The organism is Streptomyces sp. NPDC088707, assembly GCF_044752725.1.
Classification (GTDB): domain Bacteria; phylum Actinomycetota; class Actinomycetes; order Streptomycetales; family Streptomycetaceae; genus Streptomyces.
On the sequence record NZ_JBIVLV010000010.1, the window covers coordinates 1 to 24,948 of the forward strand.

Here is a 24,948-nt window from a genome sequence, read left to right on the forward strand (position 1 = left end):
CGGAAGCTAAGCCTTTCAGCGCCGATGGTACTGCAGGGGGGACCCTGTGGGAGAGTAGGACGCCGCCGAACAATCTTTAGCCTCAACCCCCGGACATTGTCCGGGGGTTGAGGCATTTTTGCGTTCTAAGCTGGGCGCATGCGCTACGACCTGGTGATCTTCGACAACGACGGTGTGCTCGTGGACAGCGAGCCGATTTCCAACACGCTGTTGGCCGGCTACCTGACGGAGCTCGGGCATCCGACCACGTACGAGGAATCCGTGCGCGACTACATGGGGTCGGCCATGCACCGCATTCACGAGCTCGTCGAGGAGCGGAGTGGGCAGCGCTTGCCGGCCGGGTTCGACGAGTCGTTCCACGCGAGGGTCTTCGCTGCCTTCCAGGCCGAGCTGGAGGCTGTGACCGGGGCCGCTGAGGTGCTCAAGCAGCTGGCCGAGGCGGGGGTTCCGTACTGTGTGGCCTCCTCGGGGAGTCATGAGCGGATCCGGGTGGGGCACCGGAAGACCGGTCTCGACGTCTGGTTCCCGGACGAGCTCGTCTTCAGCGCCGAGGACGTCGGCCGGGGGAAGCCGGCGCCCGACCTGTTCCTCCACGCCGCCGCGCGGATGGGCGTGGCGCCCGAGCGGTGTGTGGTGGTCGAGGACAGCTGGCTCGGGGTGCAGGCGGCGGTGTCGGCCGGGATGGACGTGTACGGGTTCACCGCGATGACGCCCGAGGAGAAGCTCGCGGGCGCCAAGGGGTTCTTCGGGGCCATGGACGAGCTGCCGGCGATATTGGGACTGTGATCCATCTACCCCCGGGTAGGTTCCGGCCGTACGCTGTGCCGCCATGACGGATGCGCGGTTGCGGCGTGGGCGGGGATCCCTGGCGGTCAGCTTTTTCGTGCAGGGGGTGACCTTCGCCCTGCTCGTGACCCGGATACCGGCGATGCAGGACCGGTACGGGATCTCGGACGCGCTGCTGCCGGCCTTCCTCGCCGCCGTGCCGATCCTGGCCGGTGTGGCGAGTGTGACGACCGAGAAGGTCGTCGCCCGGGTGGGTCCCGCGGTGGTGCTGCGCTGGGCCCAGCCGTTCGTGCTCCTGGCGCTGCTTGCCGTGGGAGTGGGGGACCGGCTGTGGCACGCGGCCCTGGCGCTGGGACTGTTCGGGCTCGCGGTCGGGGCGCTCGACGCCTCCATGAACATGCTGGGGGTCAGCCTCCAGCGGGCGTACGGGCGGAGCATCATGCTCGGCTTCCACGCCTCGTACAGCCTCGGTGGGATCGCGGGAGCCTCGCTGGCCTGGGTGGGGGCGCACTGGCATCTGTCGCTCTTCGTGTCCTACCTGCCGGTGGTGGCGGTGCTGCTGCCCCTCGCCTTCGTCGGGAGCCGGTGGTACGTGGCCGGCGGCGACGGGGTCGAGGCCGTGGCGGAGGCGGGGGACGGCAAGGGGAGCGGCGTCGCCTTCAAGCTGCTGCTGCCGCTCTGTCTGGTGATGACCTTCGCGTACATCGGGGACTCGACCGTCTCCAACTGGAGTGCCAAGTACCTCCAGGACGTGCTGGGCAGCTCGGAGGAGCTGGCGACCGTGCCGTACAACGCGTACATGGTGACGACCCTTCTCGGGCGGGCCGTGGGGGACTTCGGGGTCCGGCGGTTCGGTGCCGCGGCGGTCGTGCGGGCCGGCGCCGTGCTGGGGGCGCTGGGGTTCGCGGTGGTGGCGGTGTCGCCGGGCGCCTGGGCGGGGATCGCCGGGTTCACGGTGCTGGGGCTCGGGCTGAGTGTGATCGTGCCGCAGACCTTCGCGGCGGCCGGGCGGCTGTTCCCCGGGGCCAGTGACGCGGCGGTGGCACGGCTCAACGTCTTCAACTACGTCGGGTTCCTGATCGGCTCCCCCCTGGTGGGGGCGCTGGGCGACGCGTGGAGCTACCGGGGGGCCATGCTGGTGCCGATGGTGCTTGTCCTGGTGACGGTGGTGTATGCCACGTCGTTCGGTTCGCGACCGGCCCGATACGGTGGCGGGCATGAGCGGCCGCGCACTGTTGATGTGGGATGAAGCTGTCACGCAGTACGACTTCGGGTCCGAGCATCCGATGGACCCGGTACGGCTCGCGCTGACGATGTCGTTGGTGCGGGCGTACGGGCTCGACCGGGCCGTGGACGTGGTCGCGGCGAAGCCGGCCGGGGACTCGACGCTGCGTCTCGTCCACCGTGAGGACTACGTGGCGGCGGTGCGGGCGGCGTCGGCCGATCCGCGGCACGCCGACCAGTCGTACGGGCTCGGGACGGTCGACGATCCGGCGTTCGCCGGGATGCACGAGGCGTCGGCGCTGATCGCCGGGCAGTCGGTGGGCGCGGCGGAGGCGGTGTGGCGCGGGGAGGCCGCGCACGCGGTGAACTTCGCGGGCGGTCTGCATCACGCGATGCCCGGGGCCGCGTCGGGGTTCTGTATCTACAACGACGCGTCCCTGGCGATCGCGCGGCTACTCGAGCTGGGCGCGGAGCGGGTCGCGTACGTGGATGTGGACGTGCATCACGGGGACGGGGTGCAGGCGGCGTTCTGGGAGGATCCCCGGGTGCTGACGGTGTCGCTGCACGAGCATCCCCGGACGCTGTTCCCGCAGACGGGCTGGCCGGAGGAGACCGGGGCGGCGGGGCCCGGTGAGGGCGGTGCCGTGAACGTGGCGCTGCCGGCCGGCACGGGGGACGCGGGGTGGCTGCGGGCGTTCCACGCGGTCGTGCCGGAGCTGCTCGCGGACTTCCGGCCGCAGGTCCTCGTCACGCAGCACGGGGCGGACACGCACTTCGAGGATCCGCTGGCCCATCTCGCGGTGTCGCTCGACGCGCAGCGGGCGGTGCAGGAGGCCTGTCACGAGCTGGCGCACGAGCACGCCGAGGGGCGCTGGCTGGCCCTGGGCGGTGGCGGATACGCGGTGGTCGACGTCGTACCGCGGTCGTGGACGCATCTGGTGGGGATCGCTGCGCACGCCCCGGTGGATCCGGAGTCGGTGATCCCGTCGTCCTGGCGGGACGAGGTGTACGCGCGGACCCGGCAGCTGGGGCCCGGGCGGATGACGGACGGGCTGTGGCCGGTGGGCTTCCGGGACTGGTCCGGGGGTTACGACCCGGCGGACCGGCTGGACCAGGCGGTGCTCGCGACGCGGAAGGCGGCTTTTCCGCTGCGGGGGATGCTCGCGTAGGCATCCGCCGGAACGTTCTGGCGGGCGTTACGCCGACTGTGGGGTGTCCCGGGGGTTTCGGCTCCGGGGAGGGGGTGTTCCGGCAGCATCGGGAGGGTGTTGAGTACCGGGGCGCTGCGGGCGCATCTGTTGGCGGCGGGGTTGGCGGGCACGGTGGCGACGTCGCGGGAGGAGAGCCTGCGGAGCTATCGGCTCTTCGCGGCGCGGGATCCCCGGGTGCTGCTCGGCCTGGATCCCGCCTGGGGGTGGGGTGAGGCCGAGCTGCTGCGGCTGATGGCCGACAAGTGCGGGGTGTCGGACGACCCGGGGCATCGGTCGGGGCCCGACGTCATCGATCCCGAGCGGACGCTGAGGGGGCTCGACGCCTTCGCCGCGCGGTTGGGTGCGGCGGCCGCGCGGCGGGTTCCGGTGCTCCTCGGGACGGGTCATCCGCACCGGCTGCTTGGTTTCTACGTCGCTCTTGCAGACGCGTTGTCGGCGGCGGGATGTCTTGTTCTCACACCGGCGCAGGGGCGATGTGTCGACATAACGACCCGGTTCGGCGTACGCACGTACCTTCTCGACTACGTACGGGGAGTCGCACTGGTGCGAGAGCCGGGGCCGTCGGGGGGCGGGCGCGAGCCGGGGGCGCACTCCCACTCTCCGCTGCCCGTCAGGGCGGCTCTGGAGAGCGCCGCCGAGGCCGGCGGGCCGCTGCCCGAGCTGGTCGTCGGCGACCACGGCTGGGTCTGCGGGGCTGGTCAGCTGGGTATTGAGGCCATCGGTCTCGCCGACACGGATGATCCGGCGCTGTTCGTCGGTGAGGCGGAGGGGCAGGTGTCGGTGGCCGTCCCGCTTGATGACGGCGTGCGCTCCGACTACTACCGTCCGCTCACGCGCTATGTACTCAATCGAGCGCGTCTGTCACGGTAAACGGCAGGTGGTAGCTCCTCTTCCCCACTCGTACCACCCGCCCCTAGTCTGGAGCGTGAGCGCTCGGCGACGAAGAGTCACCGGAGGGGAAGCCGGTGGGCGTCGCGGCGGAAGGTACAGGTGGGTCATGGCTGCTGGCGAACGACCTCTCAACGAGGTCAAGTTTCTGACCGTGGCGGAAGTCGCCTCGGTGATGCGCGTGTCCAAGATGACCGTGTACCGCTTGGTGCACAGCGGTCATCTGCCGGCGATCCGGGTGGGCAGGTCCTTCCGGGTGCCGGAACAGGCGGTTCACGAGTACCTGCGGGAGTCCTTCGTGGGGGTGGGGACCGCGTAGCGCGAGCGCGGCGACAACGCCGGGAAAGCTCCGTATGTCCCTCGGATTACAAGCGCGGTGCTCGGGACGGTAGGCTAGGCCGACGTAGGTCGTGTGGGCCCAGACGCCCCGCACCGATCCCCGCCGGGAGGCGGGGATGTTCCGAGAAGTGAGCGAGGGTAGTCGTGGGCTCTGTTATCAAGAAGCGGCGTAAGCGGATGGCCAAGAAGAAGCACCGCAAGCTGCTCAAGCGCACGCGCGTTCAGCGTCGCAACAAGAAGTAAGGCGACAGCTGCTCCGCAGCGTTCTGTGCGTCAGACGTGGCCCTTCACCGTTCGCGGTGAAGGGCCACGTCTTATGTGCGCGGAAATCCGGAGGCGCTACGGTGGCGACCAACGGAAGACGGACGGAAGGCGCTGATCTTGGGCAAGGTCGTGCTCGTCACCGGTGCCGCCCGGCATCTCGGGGGCCGCTTCGTGCGGCGGATCCAGCGGGATCCGGAGGTGGACCGGGTGATCGCGGTGGACGCGGTCGACCCGGCGCACCAGCTCGGCGCGGCCGAGTTCGTGCGGGCGGACATCCGCCGGCCGGAGATCGCGAAGGTGCTCGCCGAGCACGACGTCGACACGGTGGTCCATCTGGACGTCACCGGCACGGCGCTCGGCGGCGGTGGCCGTACGTCGGTCAAGGAGACCAACGTCATCGGCACGCTGCAGCTGCTCGGCGCCTGCCAGAAGTCGCCGCGGATCAGCCGGCTCGTGATCAAGTCCAGTACCAGCGTCTACGGCTCCGCTCCTCGCGACCCGGCCGTCTTCACCGAGACGACGGCCGCGAAGTCGCTGCCCAGCGGGGGCTTCGCGAAGGACGCCGTCGAGGTCGAGGGGTACGTGCGGGGGTTCGCCCGGCGCCGCCCGGACGTCGCCGTGTGCGTGCTGCGGTTCGCGAACATCCTCGGGCCCCGGATCGACTCGCCGCTCGCCGAGTACCTCGCGCTGCCGGTGCTGCCGACCGTCCTCGGCTACGACCCGCGGCTGCAGTTCGTCCACGAGGACGATGTCATCGACGTGCTGCGCCTGACGGCGCACGAGCCCCGCAGGGCCACCCTGAACAGCGGCACCTTCAACATCGCCGGTGACGGCGTGCTTCTGCTCTCGCAGTGCGCGCGGCGGCTCGGGCGGCCCACCGTGCCGGTGCTGCTGCCGGCCGTCACCTGGGTGGGGACGGCACTGCGGACCGTCGGGATCACCGACTTCGCCCCCGAGCAGATCCGGCTGCTCACCCACGGCCGGGTCGTGTCGACGGTGCAGACCCGCGAGGTGCTCGGCTTCGCGCCGCGCTACACCACGGCGGAGGCCCTCGCGGACTTCGCACGGGGCCGGGGGCCGGGGCTGCTGCCGCCGGAGACGCTGGCGGGGGCGGTGGACCGGATCGCGGGGCGGCTGGGCTCCTCGACCGCTCGGCCCGGCGACCCCGGGCCGGCCGTACCCCCTGCGCACGAGATGCGCTCTGTTCACTCTGTTCACGACGGCGCCTGAGGAGACCGGACAGCGATGGCGGACGCCAAGGTCATTCCGTTCGACGACGACCGGTCGCGGGCCCGGCGACGGCCCGGCGGCCGCGCCGACGGCGAGGCGGCGGCCGTACGGGCCCTGCCGGGCCCTCAGCAGGGCCCCCAGGAGCCGGAGGGGGGCCGGGAGGGCCCGGCTGCCGGTACGGCCGGGGAGGCCCCTGGTGCCGATGTGGGAGCCGGCGGCGAGACCGGGGCCGGAGCGGGAGCCGAGGCGGGGGCCGCCGGCTGGGAACGGCGGCTCGCGGGCGGGCTCGCGTTCCTGCGGCGCCGGATCACCGGCGACTACGAGGTCGACGAGTTCGGGTACGACGAGGAGCTCACCGACCAGGTCCTGATGTCCCTGCTCCGCCCGCTGTACGAGAAGTACTTCCGGGTCGAGGTGAAGGGCGTCGAGAACATCCCGGCGGAGGGCGGGGCGCTCATCGTCGCCAACCACTCGGGGACCCTGCCGCTGGACGGGCTGATGATGCAGGTCGCCGTCCACGACCACCATCCGGCCGGGCGGCATCTGCGGCTGCTCGCGGCCGATCTGGTCTTCGTGCTGCCGGTCGTCAACGAGCTGGCCCGCAAGGCGGGGCACACCCTGGCCTGTGCGGAGGACGCGGAGCGGCTGCTGCGCTCCGGCGAGATCGTCGGCGTGATGCCGGAGGGATTCAAGGGGATCGGGAAGCCCTTCGGGGAGCGGTACAAGCTCCAGCGGTTCGGGCGGGGCGGCTTCGTGTCGACGGCGCTGCGGGCCGGGGTGCCGATCGTGCCCTGCTCGATCGTCGGGGCCGAGGAGATATACCCGATGATCGGGAACGCCAAGACGCTGGCGCGGGTGCTCGGCTTCCCGTACTTCCCGCTGACCCCGACGTTCCCCTGGCTGGGGCCGGTCGGTGCGCTGCCGCTGCCGACGAAGTGGACGATCCAGTTCGGTGAGCCGATCCCGACGGACTCGTACGCGCCGGAGGCGGCGGAGGACCCGATGCTGATGTTCAACCTGACGGATCAGGTGCGGGAGCAGATCCAGCACACGCTCTACAAGTTGCTGGTGCAGCGGCGGTCGGTCTTCTTCTGACCACGGAGCAGGAAGAAGGGGCGCCCCCCGTCCGTGGGGGCGCCCCTCCTTCCTGCTAGCGAGCGTCCTCGCTGTCGATGCCGAGGCCTGGTAGCAGGCCCGGCAGGATGGGCGGAATGGTGACGTCCGGCATCTCGGTCGGCGCCTGACCGTCCGTGGGGGCGGTCGGTGTGCCGGTCGGGGAGGCGGGGGGCTTGAGCAGCCCGCCGGTGCTGCCGCCGAGGAGACCGTCGTCCTCCGGCGATTCGGTGCCGTTGTCCGCGCTCGGGCTGGTGCCCGTGCTGGGGCCCGACGTGCGGGGCGGTGCGGAGTGGCTGCCCGAGGGCGGGGCCTCGTGGGTGGACGGCGGACGCTGGGTGTCCGTGCCCTGGGAGGTCTGCGGAGTGCTCGGGCGGCCGCTGGGGCTCTCCGTGCCGATCGCGCCCTTCTCGGGGGTGCGGGGGAGCACCGACTGGAGGGGTTCGACCTCCTCGTCCATGGCCTCGAAGACGTGCGTGACCTCGCTGCCCACGTCCGACAACTGGACGGGGAGTCGCTCGCGGAGGCCGTTCCAGGTGTCCCGGTGGGCCTGGGCGAAGGAGTTGAGCCGGGCCATGGGGGCGATCTCGCCGTCCCGCTCGTACGCCTGGCGGAGGAGCCGGTGGCCCTCGGAGGCGTCGTGCTTCATCCCGCCCAGGACCCGGCGGATCTCGGTCAGCGACTCGTGGTCGAGGTCGCCGACGCGGCCGCGCTCCATGAGTCTGCGGGCCTCGCTGAGCCGGGTGGACGCCTGGTCGAGGTAGATGCCGCCGCGGTCCGCGTCGTCGTCCGCCATGCCCAGTTTGATGTCCTCCATGCCTCGCTTGAGCCCGTAGAGCGAGTCACCGGGGAGCGCGTCGGAGCTGGCAGCCGCGACGCCGCCGAAGGCGCCCGCAGCCACGCCGACCGTGAGGCCTCCGGCGGCGAGGCCCTTGGACCAGCGGGAGCGGGGCCGCAGCTTCCGCAGCGGGGACGCCCGGTGGGCGCCCTTGCCGCCGGCGGCGCGCTGCTCGGGAACCGTGGGGGCTCCGGCCGCGCTCCCTTCCATGAGCATCGCTTCCATGGCGGCGACGAGCTGGGCTCGCTGCACCACCTTGACCTCGGGATCCAGCTGTGGCTTCGGCAGTTCGCCGAGGCCGTTCGCCACGGCCAACAGCCGCCCCTGTTCGGCCGGTTCTGCCGGAGTCTCCGGCTGATCGGCCGCCGCGCCCTCGGACTCCCGGTCCTCCAGGGCCTGGGCGAAGGCGTTCGCCCGCCGGTGCGCCGATACGTTCGCGATCACTGGCGGCACCTCCTCTCGTCATGACGGTCGACTCCCCGGGGTGTCCGGAAGGTTGCACACCTTGAGCGCATCCACACGAAAGAGTGAGTGGTTGCGGACATGGCGTGTCCACAGGGAGCCTGCATCCCGCACAACGAGCGGCGCGGCACTTGGGTTACGCGCGAAAGATGATCGGACCAGTGCGTCATCGAGGCGTCACCGACTGTGAGTTGGGCGGGGGTCGTGGGGATGTGGGGGGAGACGCGGGGGTCGGGGCGCGGTCCGGTCCGCGAGGGCGCGTGTGGGGGGCGCGGACCGGTCAGCGGGCGTCGTCCGGGAGGAGGCGGGCCAGGGTGCGGACGGCCCGGTACTGGAGGGTCTTGATCGCTCCCTCGTTCTTCCCCATGACGCGGGCGGTCTCGGCGACCGAGAGGCCCTGGAGGAAGCGCAGGGTGACGCACTCCTGCTGCTGGGGGTTGAGGCGGCGGACCGCGTCGAGGAGTGCGGCGTTGGAGAGCGACTCCAGGACGGAGTCCTCGGGGCTGCGCTCGACCTCGTTGGCGTCGAGCATCTCGCCGGTGGTCACTTCCAGGCGGAAGCGGCTGGACTTGAAGTGGTCGGCGACCAGGTTCCTGGCGATGGTGACGAGCCAGGCGCCGAAGTCGCGGCCCTGCCAGGTGAAGGTGGAGATCCGGCGCAGGGCGCGCAGGAACGTCTCACTTGTGAGGTCCTCCGCCGTCGCCTTCCCGCCGACGCGGTAGTAGATGTAGCGGTACACGGTGTCGCTGTACTGGTCGTACAGCCGGCCGAAGGCCTCGGCCTCGCCCGCCTGGGCGCGCTCGACCAGGTCCATCATGCGGGCGCTGTCGCTGTCGGCGGTGGGGCGGCGGGGGGTGGTCGAGGTTCCGGACCGGGCACCGCGTCTGCCCACGGCGGCGCCACCGTCGGCCAGGGCATAGCAAGGGCCGGCGGGTGCCGGTGCGGCGAAGGCGAAGGCGGGGACAGGGCCGGCGTACGCGGTGGGGACGAAGCCGCGCAAACGGTCGAGGACCGTTGCGCGCAGCGTAGCCAGGCCCGAGGTGTCAACCCCGACGTGTGGGTACACGGGACTCCCAGAGGCAGAGCTTCCATCACGTGCAGTGCGGGACCGTTCACCCGTCGTGGCGACGTGAGGGGTCCTTTGTGCGTCCCAGGAGAATAACGCTTCGTACAGGCAGCGCTACACCCAGTTGCTCAAATCACCGGTTCCGTCGGTTCTGTTACTGCTTGCAGTCGGATCGAGGTGTGTTTGGTGACCGATTGTTGATCGGTTTGCTTCCGAGTGTGACTGCGCGCACGTTGCGTTGTGCTCAAGTGCGGGACCGGTGAGTGATCGGGGCCGCTGCGGGGTAAGGAGCCCCGAATGCCTGGGAGTCGACCTGTGCGGAGGTGTTCGACCACGGACGGGTGAGGACGCCTGGTCCCGGGTTGTCGCAGATGATCGCAGCCGAAACGTATCGGCAGAGCGCCCCGGCGTACCGGGGGACAGGGCGGAGCCGGGCCTCGCCTCGGTGGTGGCGGGCCTCAGGGGCGGAGCCGGGTCTCGCCTCGGTGGTGGCGGGCCTCAGGGGCGGAGCCGGGTCTCGGGGGTGGACCCGGGCTTCAGTGGCGGCGGCGGTGCAGGGCGACCGCGGCCGCCGTGCCGCCGGCCAGGGCGCCCAGGCCCGCGGCGGCGGGGATGCCGACCTTGGCGGCCTTGCGGCCGGTCCGGTAGTCGCGCAGTCGCCAGTCCCGGGCCTTCGCGTGCTTGCGGAGCTTGGTGTCCGGGTTGATCGCGTACGGGTGGCCGACGAGCGAGAGCATCGGGATGTCGTTGTGCGAGTCGCTGTAGGCGGCGCAGCGGCCCAGGTCGAGGCCCTCGGCGGCGGCGAGGGCCCGTACCGCCTCGGCCTTCGCCGGGCCGTGCAGGGGCTCGCCGACCAGCCTGCCCGTGTAGACGCCGTCGACGGACTCGGCGACCGTGCCGAGCGCGCCGGTCAGGCCGAGCCTGCGGGCGATGATCGTGGCCGTCTCGACCGGGGCGGCCGTGACCAGCCAGACCTTCTGCCCCGCGTCCAGGTGCGCCTGGGCGAGGTCGCGGGTGCCCGGCCAGATGCGGTCGGCCATGTACTCGTCGTAGATCTCCTCGCCGATCGACATCAGTTCGGAGACGCGGTGGCCCTTGACGATCGACAGGGCGCTTTCGCGGGCCTCCTGGATGTGCTCGGGGTCCTCGACGCCGGCGATCCGGAACCAGGCCTGCGCCCAGGCGAAGCGGGCGAGCTCGCGGCGCTGGAAGAACTTCCGCTTGTACAGGCCGCGGCCGAAGTGGAAGATCGACGCGCCCTGCATCACGGTGTTGTCGAGATCGAAGAACGCGGCCGCCCGTACGTCGCCGACGACCGGGAACTCGGGTTCGACCGGGGTCTCGGCCTCCGCGGGTTCCTGGGCCGCCGCCTCCTCCCGCTCCCGTTCCAGCTGGAGCGAGGACTTGCGCGCTGCCTCGGCAGCGGCCTCGCCTGCGAGCACGCTGCGCGCGGTGGCGGAGCGCCTACGGGGGGTGAGCCATCCCAGAGCGGCCATGCCGTGAGCATAGCCAGTCTGTTCGGTACTTCCCGACTTGTGACGATGCCGCGGCGTGAACACTGCGGGGCTCCCCCGTTAATCAGGGACAGAATGGACGTCATGTTCGGACGGACGAAGAAGAAGACGGACGCCGGGTCGCGCACCGTGACGCTGATCGGCAAGCCGGGCTGTCATCTCTGCGACGACGCCCGCGCGGTGATCGAGGCCGTGTGCGCGGAGACGGGGGCCCGCTGGGAGGAGAAGGACATCACCCAGGACGAGGAGCTTCACCGGGCGTACTGGGAGCAGATCCCCGTCGTCCTGGTCGACGGCGAGCAGCACACCTTCTGGCGTGTCGACGCCGGGCGGCTCCAGCGCGAACTGGGTGCGTGACCGAAAGACGGCTACCATCGTGGACGTTTTGTTGGGCTTCGGGGGCGGTGTCGTGAGGAGTGTGTGCGGTTTTGCCCCCTTCGGGTTCTCAACGCGCTGACACGTCGCGCGGTTCCGTGACGATACGAACCAGCCGCGTGACCCCGGTCACTTTGGGCAGACAAAACGGACACCATCTTTGTGCACGCGTTCACAAAGACATAGCCTGCATTCGACGGGGCGGTCTTGGGACATATGGCCGCCTGCAGCCCCGCTCATCCCGCAGGAGCACCGTGGCAACTGGCCGAACTCACCGACCGGCGACCCGTAGCCGAGGAATTCCCGAGGCCACCGTCGCCCGGCTTCCGCTGTATCTGCGCGCACTCACCGCGCTCTCGGAGCGCTCCGTACCCACGGTCTCCTCCGAAGAGCTCGCCGCCGCGGCGGGAGTCAACTCCGCGAAGCTGCGCAAGGACTTCAGCTACCTGGGTTCCTACGGCACCCGCGGAGTCGGTTACGACGTCGAGTACCTCGTCTACCAGATCTCCCGCGAGCTGGGCCTCACCCAGGACTGGCCGGTCGTCATCGTCGGTATCGGTAACCTCGGTGCCGCGCTCGCCGGCTACGGCGGTTTCGCCTCCCGCGGCTTCCGCGTCGCCGCGCTGATCGACGCCGACCCCGCCATGACCGGCAAGCCGGTCGCCGGGATCCCCGTCCAGCACAGCGACGACCTCGAGAAGATCATCGAGGAGGACGGCGTCTCCATCGGCGTCATCGCGACCCCGGCCGGCGTCGCCCAGCAGGTCTGCGACCGGCTCGTGGCCGCCGGAGTCACCTCCATCCTGAACTTCGCCCCGACCGTGCTCTCCGTGCCCGACGGCGTGGACGTACGCAAGGTCGACCTCTCCATCGAGCTGCAGATCCTCGCCTTCCACGAGCAGCGCAAGGCCGGCGAGGAGTCGAACGCCGAGGCCGACGCCGCCGACGCGGAGACCGCCACGGCCGTCGCACCGCCGGCCCCCCGTGGCGCGACGGGCGGCAGCCGCAAGGGACCCGACGGGGACGTCCCCGCCGTGATGCCGGCATGAGCCTCCTCGTCGTCGGTCTCAGCCACCGCAGCGCCCCCGTCTCCATCCTGGAGCGGGCGGCACTCGCGGCGGACACCCAGGCCAAGCTCCTCCAGGACACCCTCGCCGCCGAACCGGCCGCCGAGGGCACCGTCCTGGCCACCTGCAACCGCATCGAGCTCTACGCCGACGTGGACAAGTTCCACGCCGGTGTCGCCGAGCTGTCCACGCTGCTCGCGCAGCACAGCGGCGTCGGCCTGGACGAGCTCACCCCCTATCTCTACGTGCACTACGAGGACCGGGCCGTCCACCACCTCTTCTCGGTGGCCTGCGGGCTCGACTCGATGGTCGTCGGCGAGGGCCAGATCCTCGGCCAGATCAAGGACGCCCTCGCCCTCGGCCAGGAGCTGCACACCGCCGGCCGCCTCCTCAACGACCTGTTCCAGCAGGCCCTGAGGGTCGGCAAGCGCGCCCACAGCGAGACCGGGATCGACCGGGCCGGGCAGTCGCTCGTCACCTTCGGCCTGGAGCGACTCGTCGACGGCACGGACGGCACCGACGTCGACACCTGGGCCAAGGGCAAGAAGGCGCTCGTCATCGGCGCCGGCTCGATGTCCTCGCTCGCCGCCGCCACGCTCGCGCGTTCCGGCGTCTCCGAGATCGTCGTCGCCAACCGCACCCTGGCCCGTGCCGAGCGACTCGCGCAGATCCTGAACGAGCCCGGGGGCATGGGAGTGGCCGCACACGCGGTCGAGATGGTTGCCGTCGGCGACGAACTGACACGTGCCGACGTCGTCGTCTCCTGCACCGGCGCCACCGGACTCGTCCTCACCGGGGACGACATCGAGACCGCCGTCCAGGGCCGCCGCACCCCGCTCGCCCTGCTCGACCTCGCCATGCCCCGCGACATCGACGCCGCCGCCCACCGCATCCCCGGTGTCCGGCTCGTCGACATCGAGTCGCTCGCCGAGGCCTCCGCCGACGCGCCGATGGCCGCCGACGTCGACCAGGTGCGCGGCATCGTCTCCGACGAGGTCGCGGCCTTCGGCGCCGCCCAGCGCGCCGCCCACATCACCCCCACCGTCGTCGCCCTGCGCACCATGGCCGCCGACGTGGTGGCCGGCGAGGTCGCCCGGCTCGAGGGCCGGCTGCCCGGCCTCGACGACAAGCAGCGCGCCGAGATCACCCAGACCGTGCGCCGCGTGGTCGACAAGCTCCTGCACGCGCCGACCGTGCGGGTCAAGCAGCTGGCGAGCGAGCCCGGCGGTGCCGGGTACGCGGACGCGCTGCGGACACTCTTCGACCTCGACCCGGAGACGGTGGCTTCTGTCAGCCGGGCCGACCTGAATGACGCCGACGTCAAGAACCGAGGGCGAGTATGACCGAGAGGGCACTGAGGCTCGGGACCAGGCGCAGCAAGCTCGCCATGGCCCAGTCCGGGCACGTGGCCGATGCCGTCCGGCAGCTGACCGGCCGGCCCGTCGAGCTCGTGGAGATCACGACGTACGGGGACACCTCCCGGGAGCACCTCGCGCAGATCGGCGGCACCGGCGTCTTCGTCGCCGCCCTGCGTGACGCGCTGCTGGCGGACGAGGTGGACTTCGCCGTCCACTCCCTGAAGGACCTGCCGACCGCGCAGCATCCGGACCTGGTGCTGGCCGCGATCCCGGAGCGCGAGGACCCGCGCGACGTGCTGATCGCCCGCGACGGACTGACGCTGGACCGGCTGCCCAAGGGCGCCCGGGTCGGCACCGGCTCGCCGCGGCGCATGGCCCAGCTCCACGCGTACGCGCGCAACCACGGCCTGGAGATCACGTGCGTCCCGATCCGGGGCAACATCGACACCCGGGTCGGCTACGTGCGCAGCGGGGAACTGGACGCGGTGGTCCTCGCCGCGGCCGGCCTCAACCGCATCGGCGGGACGGAGGAGCTCACCGGCTCCCTGTCGCTCGACCACCTGTCGGTCGACTCCGTCCTGCCCGCCCCCGGCCAGGGGGCCCTGGCGATCGAGTGTCCGGCGTCGAACGCCGAACTCGTCACCGCGCTCGCCGAGCTCGACGACCCGCTCACCCGGGTCGCCGTGACCGCCGAGCGATCCCTGCTCGCCGCCCTGGAGGCCGGCTGCTCCGCACCCGTGGGTGCGCTGGCCGACCTGCCGGCCGACGACCCCGGTCACGGGCAGGTTGTCACCGAAATGCGCCTGCGCGGCGTCGTCGGCACCACCGACGGCTCGACGCTGGTGCAGCTGTCCACCACCGGACCCGTACCCACCTCGCACGACGAGGCCATGGCGCTCGGACGCGAACTCGCGGACGAGATGCTCGCCAAGGGTGCGGCCGGTCTTATGGGGGAGCGAGCACTTTGAACCCCACCAGCCCGACCACCAGCCCGCTGTCCCCGGCCTTCGCGGGCCATGGACACGTCACATTCCTCGGCGCAGGCCCCGGTGACCCCGGACTCCTGACCCTCAGGGCCGTGGAGGCCCTCGCCGGAGCGGATGTCCTGATCGCCGAGCCGGAGGTGCTCGAGGTCGTTCGCGGCCACGCGCGCGCGGGGGTGAGCACGCCGGAGCTGACGGTTGTTGACGAGGCGTCAACAACCGCCGGTGTCCCCGTGTTGAGGGACGCGGCCAATCTTGTCATGGAGGCAGCGAGGGGCGGCAGGCGGGTCGTCCGCGCGGTGACCGGCGACCCCGGCCTCGACGGGAACGCGGGAGCCGAGATGCTCGTCTGCGCCGCCGAGGGCATCCCCTTCGAGGTCGTCCCCGGCGTCGCCACGGCCGTCGGCGTACCCGCGTACGCCGGTGTCCCGCTCCGCGACGCCCAGGGCACCGACGTCCGCTTCGTCGACGCCCGCACCGCCGACGAGCGGTGCTGGACCGAGGTCGGTGCCTCCGACGGAACCGTCGTCGTGTCCACCTCGCTCGACTCGGTGGCCGCGGCCGCCGGTGAACTGGTGGCGGCAGGCCGTAAGCCGGACACCCCGCTCACCGTCACCATCGCCGGCACCACCACCCGGCAGCGGACCTGGAACGCCACGCTCGGCACCATCGCCCAGGTCTTCAAGCAGGGCAAGGTCCTCCCCTCGCCCGAGGGCCACCGGCCGGTCATAGCCGTGGTCGGCGAGCGCAGCGCCCCGGCGCAGCGGGACCAGCTGTCGTGGTTCGAGTCGAAGCCGCTCTTCGGCTGGCGGGTGCTCGTACCGCGCACCAAGGAGCAGGCCGCGTCGCTCTCCGACCAGCTGCGCTCGTACGGCGCGGTGCCGCACGAGGTGCCGACCATCGCCGTCGAGCCGCCGCGCACGCCCCAGCAGATGGAGCGTGCGGTCAAGGGGCTCGTCACCGGGCGCTACGAGTGGATCGCCTTCACCTCGGTCAACGCGGTGAAGGCCGTACGGGAGAAGTTCGAGGAGTACGGGCTCGACGCGCGTGCCTTCGCCGGGATCAAGGTCGCGGCGGTGGGCGAGCAGACCGCCGCGGCGCTCGTCGACTTCGGTGTGAAGCCGGATCTGGTGCCGAGCGGGGAGCAGTCCGCGGCGGGTCTTCTCGAGGACTGGCCGCCCTACGACCCGGTCTTCGACCCGATCGACCGTGTCTTCCTGCCGCGGGCCGACATCGCGACGGAGACGCTGGTCGCGGGCCTGATCGAGCTCGGGTGGGAGGTCGACGACGTCACCGCCTACCGGACCGTACGGGCTTCGCCGCCGCCGGCGGACACGCGTGAGGCGATCAAGGGCGGCGGGTTCGACGCGGTTCTGTTCACGTCGTCCTCCACCGTGCGGAACCTGGTCGGCATCGCCGGGAAGCCGCACAACGTGACCGTCATCGCGTGCATCGGTCCCGCCACGGCGAAGACCGCCGAGGAGCACGGGCTGCGGGTGGACGTGCTGTCGCCCGAGCCGTCGGTGCACAAGCTGGCGGAGGCGCTCGCGGACTTCGGGCTGCGGCGGCGGGAGGCCGCGCTGGAGGCGGGGGATCCCGTCACCCGGCCCAGTGAGCGGCGGCCGGGGGCGCGGAGGCGTCGGACGACGTAGCGCGTCGCGGGTTCTGTCGGGGTGCGGGTCCTCTTCGAGGGGGCCCGCACTCTGCTGTGCCGCCCCTGTTGTGGGCCGGCGTCCCTGAGGGCGCTGTGTGGGACAGGGCACGGTTCGGCGGGGTGCGGCCACGGGAGGGTGCGTGGCGGTTTGTGTGTGGCTGTTCCGGCTGGGGGCGGGCATGCCCACAAGTGGTCGGTAAAAGCACTCTTTGGGCGGGCGTAGCCTCGGGGCTATGAACTCGTACGGATCCTTTCCCGGGGCGCGGCCGCGGCGGCTGCGGACGACGCCTGCCATGCGGCGGATGGTGGCCGAGACGCGACTGCATCCCGCCGATCTGATCCTTCCCGCGTTCGTGCGCGAGGGCATCACCGAGCCCCTGCCGATCCAGGCCATGCCCGGCGTCGTCCAGCACACCCGCGACACGCTGCGGAAGGCCGCGGCCGAGGCGGTGGAGGCCGGGGTCTCCGGGATCATGCTCTTCGGTGTCCCCGCGGACGAGAAGAAGGACGCGGTGGGGACGGCCGGGACCGACCCCGACGGCATCCTCCAGGTCGCCATCCGGGACGTCCGCGCCGAGATCGGCGACGAGCTCGTGATCATGTCCGATCTCTGCCTCGACGAGTACACCGACCACGGCCACTGCGGCGTCCTCGACGCCGACGGCCGCGTCGACAACGACGCCACGCTGGAACGTTACGCCGAGATGGCCCAGGTGCAGGCCGACGCCGGCGTCCACGCGGTGGGCCCGTCCGGGATGATGGACGGCCAGGTCGGCGTCGTCCGGGACGCCCTGGACACCATCGGCAAGGAGGACGTGTCGATCCTCGCGTACACCGCGAAGTACTCCTCCGCCTTCTACGGCCCCTTCCGCGAGGCCGTCGGCTCCTCCCTCAAGGGCGACCGCAAGACCTACCAGCAGGACCCCGCCAACCTCCGTGAGTCGATGCGCGAGCTGGCGCTGGACCTGGAGGAGGGCGCGGACATGGTGATGGTGAAGCCCGCCGGACCCTACCTGGACGTGCTCGCGAAGGTCGCCGCCGCTGTCGACGTGCCTGTCGCCGCGTACCAGATCAGTGGTGAGTACGCGATGGTCGAGGCCGCCGCCGAGAAGGGCTGGATCGACCGCGACAGGGCGATCTTCGAGACCCTGACCGGCATCCGCCGGGCCGGCGCGCAGATGATCCTCACCTACTGGGCCACCGAGGTCGCCCAGAAGCTGGCCGACGCGCGCGGCTAGGCCGACAGGGCCTAGTCCCACCAGAAGGTCCAGACGGGGCTGTCCAGCAGCCCCGTCCTCGCGTAGGCGCGCAGGCCGCCGTGGCCGCCCTGGTCGACGTTGTCCGGGCAGAACGCGAAGTGCTCCGCCGCCAGCGCCTCGGCCTCCTCCTCGGTCGCGGGCGGCGCCGCGACCGACACCACCAGCTGGTCGAAGGTCAGCGCCACCACACGCGCCCCGAAGCGGTCCTCCCAGGACCGCAGCACCGCGCACAGCCGCGCCACGTCGTTCTCGTGGTTCAGCGGCCCCGTCCAGCCGATCACCGCCGGTATGTCCGCGCTGCGCCGCGCCGGAACCAGGGCCGGGCGGGCGTCCTCCAGCCAGAAGCCCGGCTCCGTCAGCATCTCGGCGACGGCTGCCGCCGTCCTGTCGGGGTCCGTGTCGCACTCCCGCGCCGGGGCAAGGCCCGGCCAGTCGGCACCTCCCGGTATCTCCTCGGGCGCGTTCGCACGCCAGAACTCGGCGAGGACCTCGTCCGCGGCGTGGTCCGCCGGGTCGCTCATCCGCTCCGGCATCAGCTCCCACCGGTCCAGGCTCCAGTCACCGCCCAGCAGCACCGGCAGCAGCCCCGCCGTGCGGGCCGCCGGGCGCAGCGCGCTCCACGCCGAGGGGCCCGCCGCGCCGTGCCCCGACCAGATGTACGGGGCGTCCGCCGGGCCGGTGAGGGCGCCGGGCGGCAGGTCGAGGCCGAGGGAACGGCCGGTCGGATCGGCTGCGAGCCGGGGCAGCTGGTTCGGGATCATCGCCATGGCGAGAACGTACGGGGCGCCACTGACAACGCAGCGAGTGGTGGTGCGGCACGCGTCGGCGCACCCTGGAGAGGTAGCCGACAGGTACCTCGCTGGAGGTGGTCCTCATGATGCACACGCTTGTCGGATGGCATGTGGAGATGGAGTTCCAGGAGGAGGGCGACCGGACGCGGGCCGCGGCCATGGTGCGGCTTTCCGACGGCACCGAGTTCCGGGCCCACGGCACGGCCAACCGTCACCCCTCCGACCCGGACCAGCTGAAGGTGGGCGAGGAGATCGCCGGCGCACGCGCGCTGATGGACCTCGCCTCCCAGCTGCTCCAGAAGGCCCATACGGAGATCGACGAGGTCTCCGGGCGGACCTCGCACACCCTCCGTTGACGACGAGGCCCCCGGCACGGTGATCCGCGCCGGGGGCCTCGCCTTCGGATGTCGCTCCGGGACCGTCAGAGGCGCTCGGGCGTCCTGATGCCCAGGAGAGCCATGCCCTGGTGCAGGGTGCGGGCGGTCAGGTCGGAGAGGAAGAGGCGGTTCTCCGCGACGTCCTGCGCCGGCGCGGGCTTGATGACCGGGCACTCCGAGTAGAACGTCGTGAACAGCGACGCCAGCTGGTACAGGTACGCCGCGAGCTTGTGCGGGGCGTACTCCGCGGCGGTCTCGGAGATCACCTCACCGAACTGGTCCAGGTGCAGACCGAGCGCGCGCTCGGCGGGGGCCAGCTCCAGCTCCGGGTGGGCGAGCGGCGTGCGGTCGCCGGCCTTCCCGAAGATCGACCTGACCCGCGCGTACGCGTACTGCAGGTACACCGAGGTGTCGCCGTTCAGCGAGACCATCTGGTCGAGGTCGAACTTGTAGTCGCGCGCGGCGGACGTCGACAGGTCGGCGTACTTCACGGCGCCGATGCCCACGTACTGGCCGTTCTCGACGATCTCCGACTCCGTCAGGAGCGTTTCGCCGGTCTTCGCGACGTAGTCCTCGGCCTTCTCGCGCACGACCGACGTCGCCCGGTCCACCGCCTCGTCCAGGAGGTCCACCAGCCTGACCGTCTCGCCCTCACGGGTCTTGAACGGCTTGCCGTCCTTGCCCAGGACCGTGCCGAAGGCCAGCTGGACCGCCTTCACGTCCTCGTTCAGCCATCCGGCCCGGCGAGCGGTCTCGAAGACCATCTTGAAGTGCAGCGACTGACGGGCGTCGACCACGTACAGCAGGGACGTCGCCTTCAGGTTCTGCACGCGGTCGCGGATCGCGGACAGGTCCGTCGCCGCGTAGCCGAAACCGCCGTCGGACTTCTGGACGATCAGCGGGGTCGGATTGCCGTCCGGGCCCTTCACGTCGTCGAAGAAGACGCACAGCGCGCCCTCGGAGCGGACGGCGACGCCCGACTCCTCGAGGATGCGGCAGGTCTCCACCAGCATGTCGTTGTAGCCGGACTCGCCGACGACGTCGCCGTCCCGGATGTCCATGTCGAGCTTGTCGAACACCGAGTAGAAGTAGATCTTCGACTCGTCGACGAACCGCTGCCACAGGGCGAGGGTCTGCTCGTCGCCGGCCTGCAGGTCGACGACGCGCGCGCGGGCCCGCGTCTTGAACTCCTCGTCGGAGTCGAACAGCGCGCGCGAGGCCTTGTAGAGCCGGTTCAGGTTCGACATGGCCTCCTCACCGGAGACCTCGGCGCCGTCCTGCGCCTTGTGGTCCAGCTCGTGCGGGTGCTCGATCAGGTACTGGATGAGCATGCCGAACTGGGTGCCCCAGTCGCCGATGTGGTGGCGGCGGACCACGGTCTCGCCGGTGAACTCCAGGATCTCGACCATCGCGGCGCCGATCACGGCGGAGCGCAGGTGCCCGACGTGCATCTCCTTCGCCACGTTCGGCTGGGCGTAGTCGATGACCGTCGTGCCGGCCGACTCGTTGAACGGCACGCCGAGCCGGGCGTCGGCGGCGCGGGCCGCGAGGGTCCGCACGATCGCCGCGTCCGTCACCGTGATGTTCAGGAAGCCGGGGCCCGAGACCTCGATCTCCTTCAGGACGTCGTTCTCCGGGATCGCGGCGACGACCTGGGTGGCCAGCTCACGCGGGTTGCCCTTGAGCTGCTTGGCGAGCGCCAGGATGCCGTTGGCCTGGAAGTCGGCCCGGTCGCTTCGTCGGAGCAGCGGGTCGGCGGACGCGGCGTCCGGCAGAGCCGCCGAGAGGCCGTCCGCGAGGCGCTGCTGCACGGTCGAAGCGAGGGAAGGGACCGAGGCCATGAGCTTCCGTTCCTGTTGAGTTCGGGGAGTTCTGTGCGTCTAAATCGCTTGTCAAGTGTCCCATGGGAGCGCAACGTGATTTCCCCGCCTGTGGACAACCGGGGGACGCGGGCGATCTCCGCCTGTGGACAACCTCGGGGAGCACTCTTCCGTCTGGGAGAATGGCTCACGTAGGGCCCTCAGGCAGCACCCCACCCAGGAAGAAGGACGTACCGACCGTGGCTCAGAGCAGCACCGAGACCGACTGGGTCTCCCGTTTCGCGGACGAGGTCATCGCCGAGTCGGAGCGACGTGCGCCTGGCAAACCGGTCGTCGTCGCCTCCGGCCTCTCCCCGTCCGGCCCGATCCACCTCGGCAACCTCCGCGAGGTCATGACCCCGCACCTGGTCGCCGACGAGATCCGCCGCCGCGGACACGAGGTCAGGCACCTGATCTCCTGGGACGACTACGACCGCTACCGCAAGGTGCCGAACGGCATCGAGGGCATCGACGAGTCCTGGGCCGAGCACATCGGCAAGCCGCTGACCTCGGTCCCCGCCCCCGCCGGCTCGCCCCACCCCAACTGGGCCGAGCACTTCAAGGCCGCCATGGTCGAGTCGCTGGCCGAGCTCGGTGTCGAGTACGACCCGATCAGCCAGACCGAGCAGTACACCGCGGGCACCTACCGCGAGCAGATCCTGCACGCGATGAAGCACCGCGGCGACATCGACGCCATCCTCGACCAGTACCGGACGAAGAAGGCGCCGAAGAAGCAGTCGCAGAAGCCCCTCGACGAGGCCGAGCTGGAGGCTGAGGAGGGCTCCGGCGCGGCGAGCGAGGACGACGGCTCCGGCGGCTCCTCGGGCTACTTCCCGTACAAGCCGTACTGCGGGCAGTGCGAGAAGGACCTGACCACGGTCACCTCGTACGACGACGACACCACCGAGCTGGCCTACACCTGCGCCGACTGCGGCTTCTCCGAGACCGTGAAGCTGAGCGAGTTCAACCGCGGCAAGCTGGTCTGGAAGGTCGACTGGCCGATGCGCTGGGCCTACGAGGGCGTCATCTTCGAGCCCTCCGGCGTCGACCACTCCTCGCCCGGCTCCTCCTTCGTCGTCGGCGGCCAGATCGTCCGCGAGATCTTCGACGGCGTCCAGCCGATCGGCCCGATGTACGCCTTCGTCGGCATCAGCGGCATGGCCAAGATGTCCTCCTCGCGCGGTGGCGTCCCGACCGCCGCCGATGCCCTGAAGATCATGGAAGCACCGCTGCTGCGCTGGCTGTACGCGCGCCGCCGCCCCAACCAGTCCTTCAAGATCGCCTTCGACCAGGAGATCCAGCGGCTCTACGACGAGTGGGACAAGCTGGAGGCCAAGGTCGCCGACGGCAGCGTGCTGCCCGCCGACGCCGCCGCCCACAGCCGCGCCGCCCGCACGGCCGCCGGTGAGCTTCCGCGCACCCCGCGCCCGCTCCCGTACCGCACGCTCGCCTCGGTCATGGACATCACGGCCGGCCACGACGAGCAGACCCTGCGGATCCTGACCGAGCTCGACCCCGAGAACCCGGTCGCGTCCCTCGACGAGGTCCGGCCCCGCCTCGACCGCGCCGAGAACTGGATCACCAGCCAGGTCCCGGCCGACCAGCGCACCATCGTCCGCGAGGAGCCCGACACCGAGCTCCTCGGCTCCCTGGACGACGAGGGCCGGGAGTCGCTCCGCCTGCTGCTGGAGGGCCTCGACAGCCACTGGTCGCTCGACGGGCTCACCACCCTCGTCTACGGCGTCCCGAAGGTCATGGCCGGACTCGACGCCGAAGCCAAGCCGACGCCCGAGCTGAAGCTCGCGCAGCGCGCGTTCTTCGCCCTGCTCTACAAGCTCCTCGTCAGCCGCGAGACCGGGCCGCGACTGCCCACGCTGCTGCTCGCCGTCGGCGCGGACCGGGTGAGGAAGCTGCTCGGCGCGTGAGCGCGCGGATGAGCTGAGCACGAGAGAGGGCCGCCGCCCGGATGCCGGGCGGCGGCCCCTTCGCGTACTCCCGTGCTGGTTGCTCCCGCGAGGGTTGCTCCCCTGCGCGTCGCTTCCCCGCGCGTCGCTCCCGTGCGACCGCATTCCTGCGAGTCGCTCCCGTCGGGTCAGGGAGTGCGGTACTCCTGCATGTCCTGCTGGATCCGCTGCTGGACCTCGGGGATCACCTGGTGGAGCAGCTCGGGGTTGCGGAGCTGCTCGACGCCGTAGTGATCGGCCACCAGCCGTTCGAGCTCCTGGGCCTCAGGGAAGCGGTCGTTCTCCACGGCGTACGCCCACGTCTGCTTGTAGACGACCTCGCGGAACTCCTCCACCTCCTGCGGCTCCGGCTGCTCCTCGACGTACTCGGGGTACTCGACGAACTCCTCCGGCCCCGGCGGCGGAACGTCCTCCGGGCCGAGCGGCACCGGCACCGGGATCGGCTCCAGTCCGTCGACGATCTGGGGGTTGTACGAACCCTGGTAGCCGTCCGGCCGCGCCTGGCCCGCGAACCAGGGGCTGCCCTCGGCGTCCTCCGGCCCATCGGGAAGCGGCTGCGGCGCGGCCGCGAGCTGCACCGGCTGGGGCTGCTGAGCCGACTGAAGCGGTTGGGCCGGCTGGGGCGCCTGGGGCAACAGCGGCGACGCGCCCTGCGGCTGCGGCGGCAGCACGGCCGGCTCGATACCCGCCGCCGCGAGGCCCGCCGCCGCCGTCTCCGCGAGCGGCACCCCGTACCGCGCCAGACGCAGCGGCATCAGCGCCTCCACCGGCGCCTTGCGACGCCAACTCCGGCCGAAACGGGCCTGAAGCCGCGCCTGGTAGATCAGCCGCTCCTGCTCCAGCTTGATCACCTGCTCGTACGAACGGAGCTCCCACAGCTTCATCCGGCGCCACAACCGGAACGTCGGCACCGGGGACAGCAGCCAACGCGTCAGCCGGACACCCTCCATGTGCTTGTCCGCGGTGATGTCCGCGATCCGGCCCACCGCGTGCCGCGCGGCCTCGACGGCCACGACGAACAGGATCGGGATCACCGCGTGCATCCCGACACCCAGCGGGTCGGGCCAGGCGGCCGCGCCGTTGAACGCGATCGTCGCCGCCGTCAGCACCCACGCCGTCTGCCGCAGCAGTGGGAACGGGATCCGCAGCCACGTCAGCAGCAGATCCAGGGCGAGCAGCACACAGATGCCCGCGTCGATGCCGATCGGGAAGAAGTACGAGAAGGTGCCGAAGCCCTTCTGCACGGCGAGCTCGCGCACGGCGGCGTACGAACCCGCGAAACCGATCCCCGCGATGATCAGCGCACCGGCGATGACGAGGCCGATGAGTATCCGGTGTGTGCGTGTCAGCTGCATCGCGGCCACCCGCGATCCCCTCCCCGTCAATCGACATCTCGCGCGCACAGACTGGCACATGTGCGCGAAGCCCGGCCCCCGGGGGAGGGACGGGCTCCGTATCGACGTGCCACTCTGAGCGGGTTTGCGGCTGGTTGTCGGTCTTCGCCCGCGCCGCTCGCGCCTACCTGTTCGCGGCGGCCACCGCGGCGACGGCCTCCTTGGCCGCCTTCACCGCACCACTCATGATCGTCTTGTCCGACGGGGTGTCCGCGCCCGCGTACCCGGCACCGTTGTACGAGAGCAGCACCAGCACATTGCCCGTACGCGCCACGATGGAGCCGTAGACGAAGTCCTCGTTCGTCTTGCGCAGCTGGTACGCCACGGACTTCGCCTCGTCGCCGATGCCCGTGACCGTCGCGGTCCGGAGCTTCTTCGCGCCCGCGGTCTCCTCGATCTTGGCGAGCTCCTTCGCCAGGTTCTCCTGCGCGCGCTCCTGGCCACTGCCGAGCGCCGCGTCCGACTCGTACCGGTAGAAGGACACGTCCAGCCAGCGGTACTGCGAACCCTTCACGCCCTTGTCGTCCAGGCCGTTCCACGAGCAGCCGCTGCGGCTGCCCAGGTCGCTGGAGACGGCCGGCGTGCCGTTCTTCGTCTTCGCCCTGGGCACGAGCGAGGACGTCGTCTTCGCGGCGATCGCCTTGCAGGCTTCCGGCAGCTTCCCGAACTTCGCCGGCTCGACCGTCTTCGTCGTCTGCGAGGGCGAGGGCGTGGCGGAGGCCGACGAGGCCGCCTTGTCCTTCGAACCCGTCGCACCGGACCCGCTGTCGCCGGAGTCCGAGGAGCAGCCTGCGACGACGAGCATCACCGGGACGGCGGCGCAGGCGAGTATGCGGGTGAGTCGCGGGGCTGTTCGCTGCATGGTTCCTTCAGTCGCTTGTCGTACGGTCCGGCCGGTACGCCGACACGTTACGTGGTGTCCGTCCGCTCAC

At 71.2% G+C, this 24,948-nt stretch carries 23 protein-coding genes; 16 read left to right on the forward strand and 7 right to left on the reverse strand.

Translation table 11 applies throughout. The annotated features are described in order from the left end of the window. Positions 1-138 precede the first annotated feature (138 nt). The 8 genes from ACIP84_RS27455 (at position 139) to ACIP84_RS27490 (ending at position 7,037) form a co-directional block, all read left to right on the forward strand. On the forward strand, positions 139-786 hold the full coding sequence (locus ACIP84_RS27455; RefSeq protein ID WP_401801148.1) for an HAD family hydrolase: 648 nt from the start codon (positions 139-141) through the stop codon (positions 784-786). 43 nt (positions 787-829) lie between these two features. Further along, positions 830-2,035: an MFS transporter gene (locus ACIP84_RS27460; protein ID WP_401801151.1), complete on the forward strand. Its 1,206-nt coding sequence runs from the start codon at positions 830-832 to the stop codon at positions 2,033-2,035. Then, the gene (locus ACIP84_RS27465; RefSeq protein WP_401801154.1) at positions 2,004-3,179 is read left to right on the forward strand and encodes an acetoin utilization protein AcuC; all 1,176 of its coding nucleotides are present in this window, start codon (positions 2,004-2,006) and stop codon (positions 3,177-3,179) included. Before ACIP84_RS27460 ends, ACIP84_RS27465 begins: the two co-directional genes overlap by 32 nt. A 96-nt stretch (positions 3,180-3,275) precedes the next feature. Beyond that, positions 3,276-4,091, forward strand: coding sequence for a phosphatase (locus ACIP84_RS27470; RefSeq protein ID WP_401801156.1), 816 nt, complete (start codon positions 3,276-3,278; stop codon positions 4,089-4,091). Positions 4,092-4,218: 127 nt separating this feature from the next. Then, positions 4,219-4,428, forward strand: coding sequence for a helix-turn-helix domain-containing protein (locus tag ACIP84_RS27475; protein ID WP_015034391.1), 210 nt, complete (start codon positions 4,219-4,221; stop codon positions 4,426-4,428). Between the two features lie 164 nt (positions 4,429-4,592). After that, entirely contained in the window at positions 4,593-4,691 is a 99-nt protein-coding gene (locus ACIP84_RS27480) for a 30S ribosomal protein bS22 (RefSeq protein ID WP_003948845.1), read from the forward strand. Positions 4,692-4,829: 138 nt separating this feature from the next. Beyond that, entirely contained in the window at positions 4,830-5,942 is a 1,113-nt protein-coding gene (locus ACIP84_RS27485; protein ID WP_401801159.1) for an NAD-dependent epimerase/dehydratase family protein, read from the forward strand. 15 nt (positions 5,943-5,957) lie between these two features. Then, on the forward strand, positions 5,958-7,037 hold the full coding sequence (locus tag ACIP84_RS27490) for a lysophospholipid acyltransferase family protein (RefSeq protein ID WP_355969327.1): 1,080 nt from the start codon (positions 5,958-5,960) through the stop codon (positions 7,035-7,037). Between the two features lie 55 nt (positions 7,038-7,092). Here the strand turns inward: ACIP84_RS27490 and ACIP84_RS27495 are convergent, their stop codons facing one another. The 3 genes from ACIP84_RS27495 to ACIP84_RS27505 all read right to left on the reverse strand — a co-directional run bounded on the left by ACIP84_RS27495 (position 7,093) and on the right by ACIP84_RS27505 (position 10,917). After that, positions 7,093-8,337 carry a DUF5667 domain-containing protein gene (locus ACIP84_RS27495; RefSeq protein ID WP_355969324.1) on the reverse strand — a complete coding sequence of 415 codons (1,245 nt, stop codon included), beginning with the start codon at positions 8,335-8,337 and terminating at the stop codon, positions 7,093-7,095. A gap of 298 nt (positions 8,338-8,635) precedes the next feature. Further along, complete coding sequence (locus tag ACIP84_RS27500; RefSeq protein ID WP_073916477.1) at positions 8,636-9,421, reverse strand: ECF subfamily RNA polymerase sigma factor, BldN family; 786 nt, start codon at positions 9,419-9,421, stop codon at positions 8,636-8,638. A 536-nt stretch (positions 9,422-9,957) separates the two neighbouring features. Next, on the reverse strand, positions 9,958-10,917 hold the full coding sequence (locus tag ACIP84_RS27505) for an HAD-IB family hydrolase (RefSeq protein WP_355969321.1): 960 nt from the start codon (positions 10,915-10,917) through the stop codon (positions 9,958-9,960). Positions 10,918-11,010: 93 nt separating this feature from the next. Between ACIP84_RS27505 and ACIP84_RS27510 the strand changes: the two genes are divergently transcribed. From ACIP84_RS27510 to hemB, 6 genes are all read left to right on the forward strand, one after another. Further along, positions 11,011-11,292 carry a glutaredoxin family protein gene (locus ACIP84_RS27510; protein WP_401801164.1) on the forward strand — a complete coding sequence of 94 codons (282 nt, stop codon included), beginning with the start codon at positions 11,011-11,013 and terminating at the stop codon, positions 11,290-11,292. Between the two features lie 272 nt (positions 11,293-11,564). Beyond that, on the forward strand, positions 11,565-12,359 hold the full coding sequence (locus tag ACIP84_RS27515) for a redox-sensing transcriptional repressor Rex (protein ID WP_355969318.1): 795 nt from the start codon (positions 11,565-11,567) through the stop codon (positions 12,357-12,359). Next, a complete protein-coding gene (locus tag ACIP84_RS27520) occupies positions 12,356-13,720 on the forward strand; it encodes a glutamyl-tRNA reductase (protein WP_355969315.1) in 1,365 nt (454 codons plus the stop codon). The genes ACIP84_RS27515 and ACIP84_RS27520 overlap by 4 nt, the downstream gene beginning before the upstream one ends. Continuing rightward, positions 13,717-14,703 (forward strand): hydroxymethylbilane synthase, encoded by a 987-nt coding sequence (hemC, locus tag ACIP84_RS27525; RefSeq protein WP_355969313.1) that lies wholly within the window; start codon positions 13,717-13,719, stop codon positions 14,701-14,703. Before ACIP84_RS27520 ends, hemC begins: the two co-directional genes overlap by 4 nt. Further along, a complete protein-coding gene (locus tag ACIP84_RS27530; RefSeq protein WP_030324274.1) occupies positions 14,700-16,370 on the forward strand; it encodes a uroporphyrinogen-III synthase in 1,671 nt (556 codons plus the stop codon). The genes hemC and ACIP84_RS27530 overlap by 4 nt, the downstream gene beginning before the upstream one ends. Positions 16,371-16,605: 235 nt before the next feature. Continuing rightward, complete coding sequence (gene hemB, locus ACIP84_RS27535) at positions 16,606-17,610, forward strand: porphobilinogen synthase (RefSeq protein WP_401801169.1); 1,005 nt, start codon at positions 16,606-16,608, stop codon at positions 17,608-17,610. Between the two features lie 11 nt (positions 17,611-17,621). On the opposite strand, the gene ACIP84_RS27540 is transcribed toward hemB, so the two are convergent. After that, a complete protein-coding gene (locus ACIP84_RS27540) occupies positions 17,622-18,398 on the reverse strand; it encodes a DUF4253 domain-containing protein (RefSeq protein ID WP_401801171.1) in 777 nt (258 codons plus the stop codon). Between the two features lie 110 nt (positions 18,399-18,508). Between ACIP84_RS27540 and ACIP84_RS27545 the strand changes: the two genes are divergently transcribed. Further along, positions 18,509-18,778 carry a DUF1876 domain-containing protein gene (locus ACIP84_RS27545; protein ID WP_355969342.1) on the forward strand — a complete coding sequence of 90 codons (270 nt, stop codon included), beginning with the start codon at positions 18,509-18,511 and terminating at the stop codon, positions 18,776-18,778. A gap of 65 nt (positions 18,779-18,843) precedes the next feature. Here the strand turns inward: ACIP84_RS27545 and argS are convergent, their stop codons facing one another. Then, positions 18,844-20,640, reverse strand: a complete 1,797-nt coding sequence (argS, locus tag ACIP84_RS27550; protein ID WP_401801174.1) for an arginine--tRNA ligase — start codon at positions 20,638-20,640, stop codon at positions 18,844-18,846. 161 nt (positions 20,641-20,801) lie between these two features. Between argS and lysS the strand changes: the two genes are divergently transcribed. Continuing rightward, positions 20,802-22,583, forward strand: a complete 1,782-nt coding sequence (lysS, locus tag ACIP84_RS27555; RefSeq protein ID WP_401801177.1) for a lysine--tRNA ligase — start codon at positions 20,802-20,804, stop codon at positions 22,581-22,583. Positions 22,584-22,750: 167 nt separating this feature from the next. Here lysS and ACIP84_RS27560 read toward each other — a convergent pair whose 3' ends face one another. Both ACIP84_RS27560 and ACIP84_RS27565 read right to left on the reverse strand, forming a co-directional pair. Further along, the gene (locus ACIP84_RS27560) at positions 22,751-23,986 is read right to left on the reverse strand and encodes a DUF2637 domain-containing protein (protein WP_401801180.1); all 1,236 of its coding nucleotides are present in this window, start codon (positions 23,984-23,986) and stop codon (positions 22,751-22,753) included. Positions 23,987-24,140: 154 nt separating this feature from the next. Then, on the reverse strand, positions 24,141-24,878 hold the full coding sequence (locus tag ACIP84_RS27565) for a DUF3558 domain-containing protein (protein WP_401801182.1): 738 nt from the start codon (positions 24,876-24,878) through the stop codon (positions 24,141-24,143). Between the last annotated feature and the right edge of the window lie 70 nt (positions 24,879-24,948).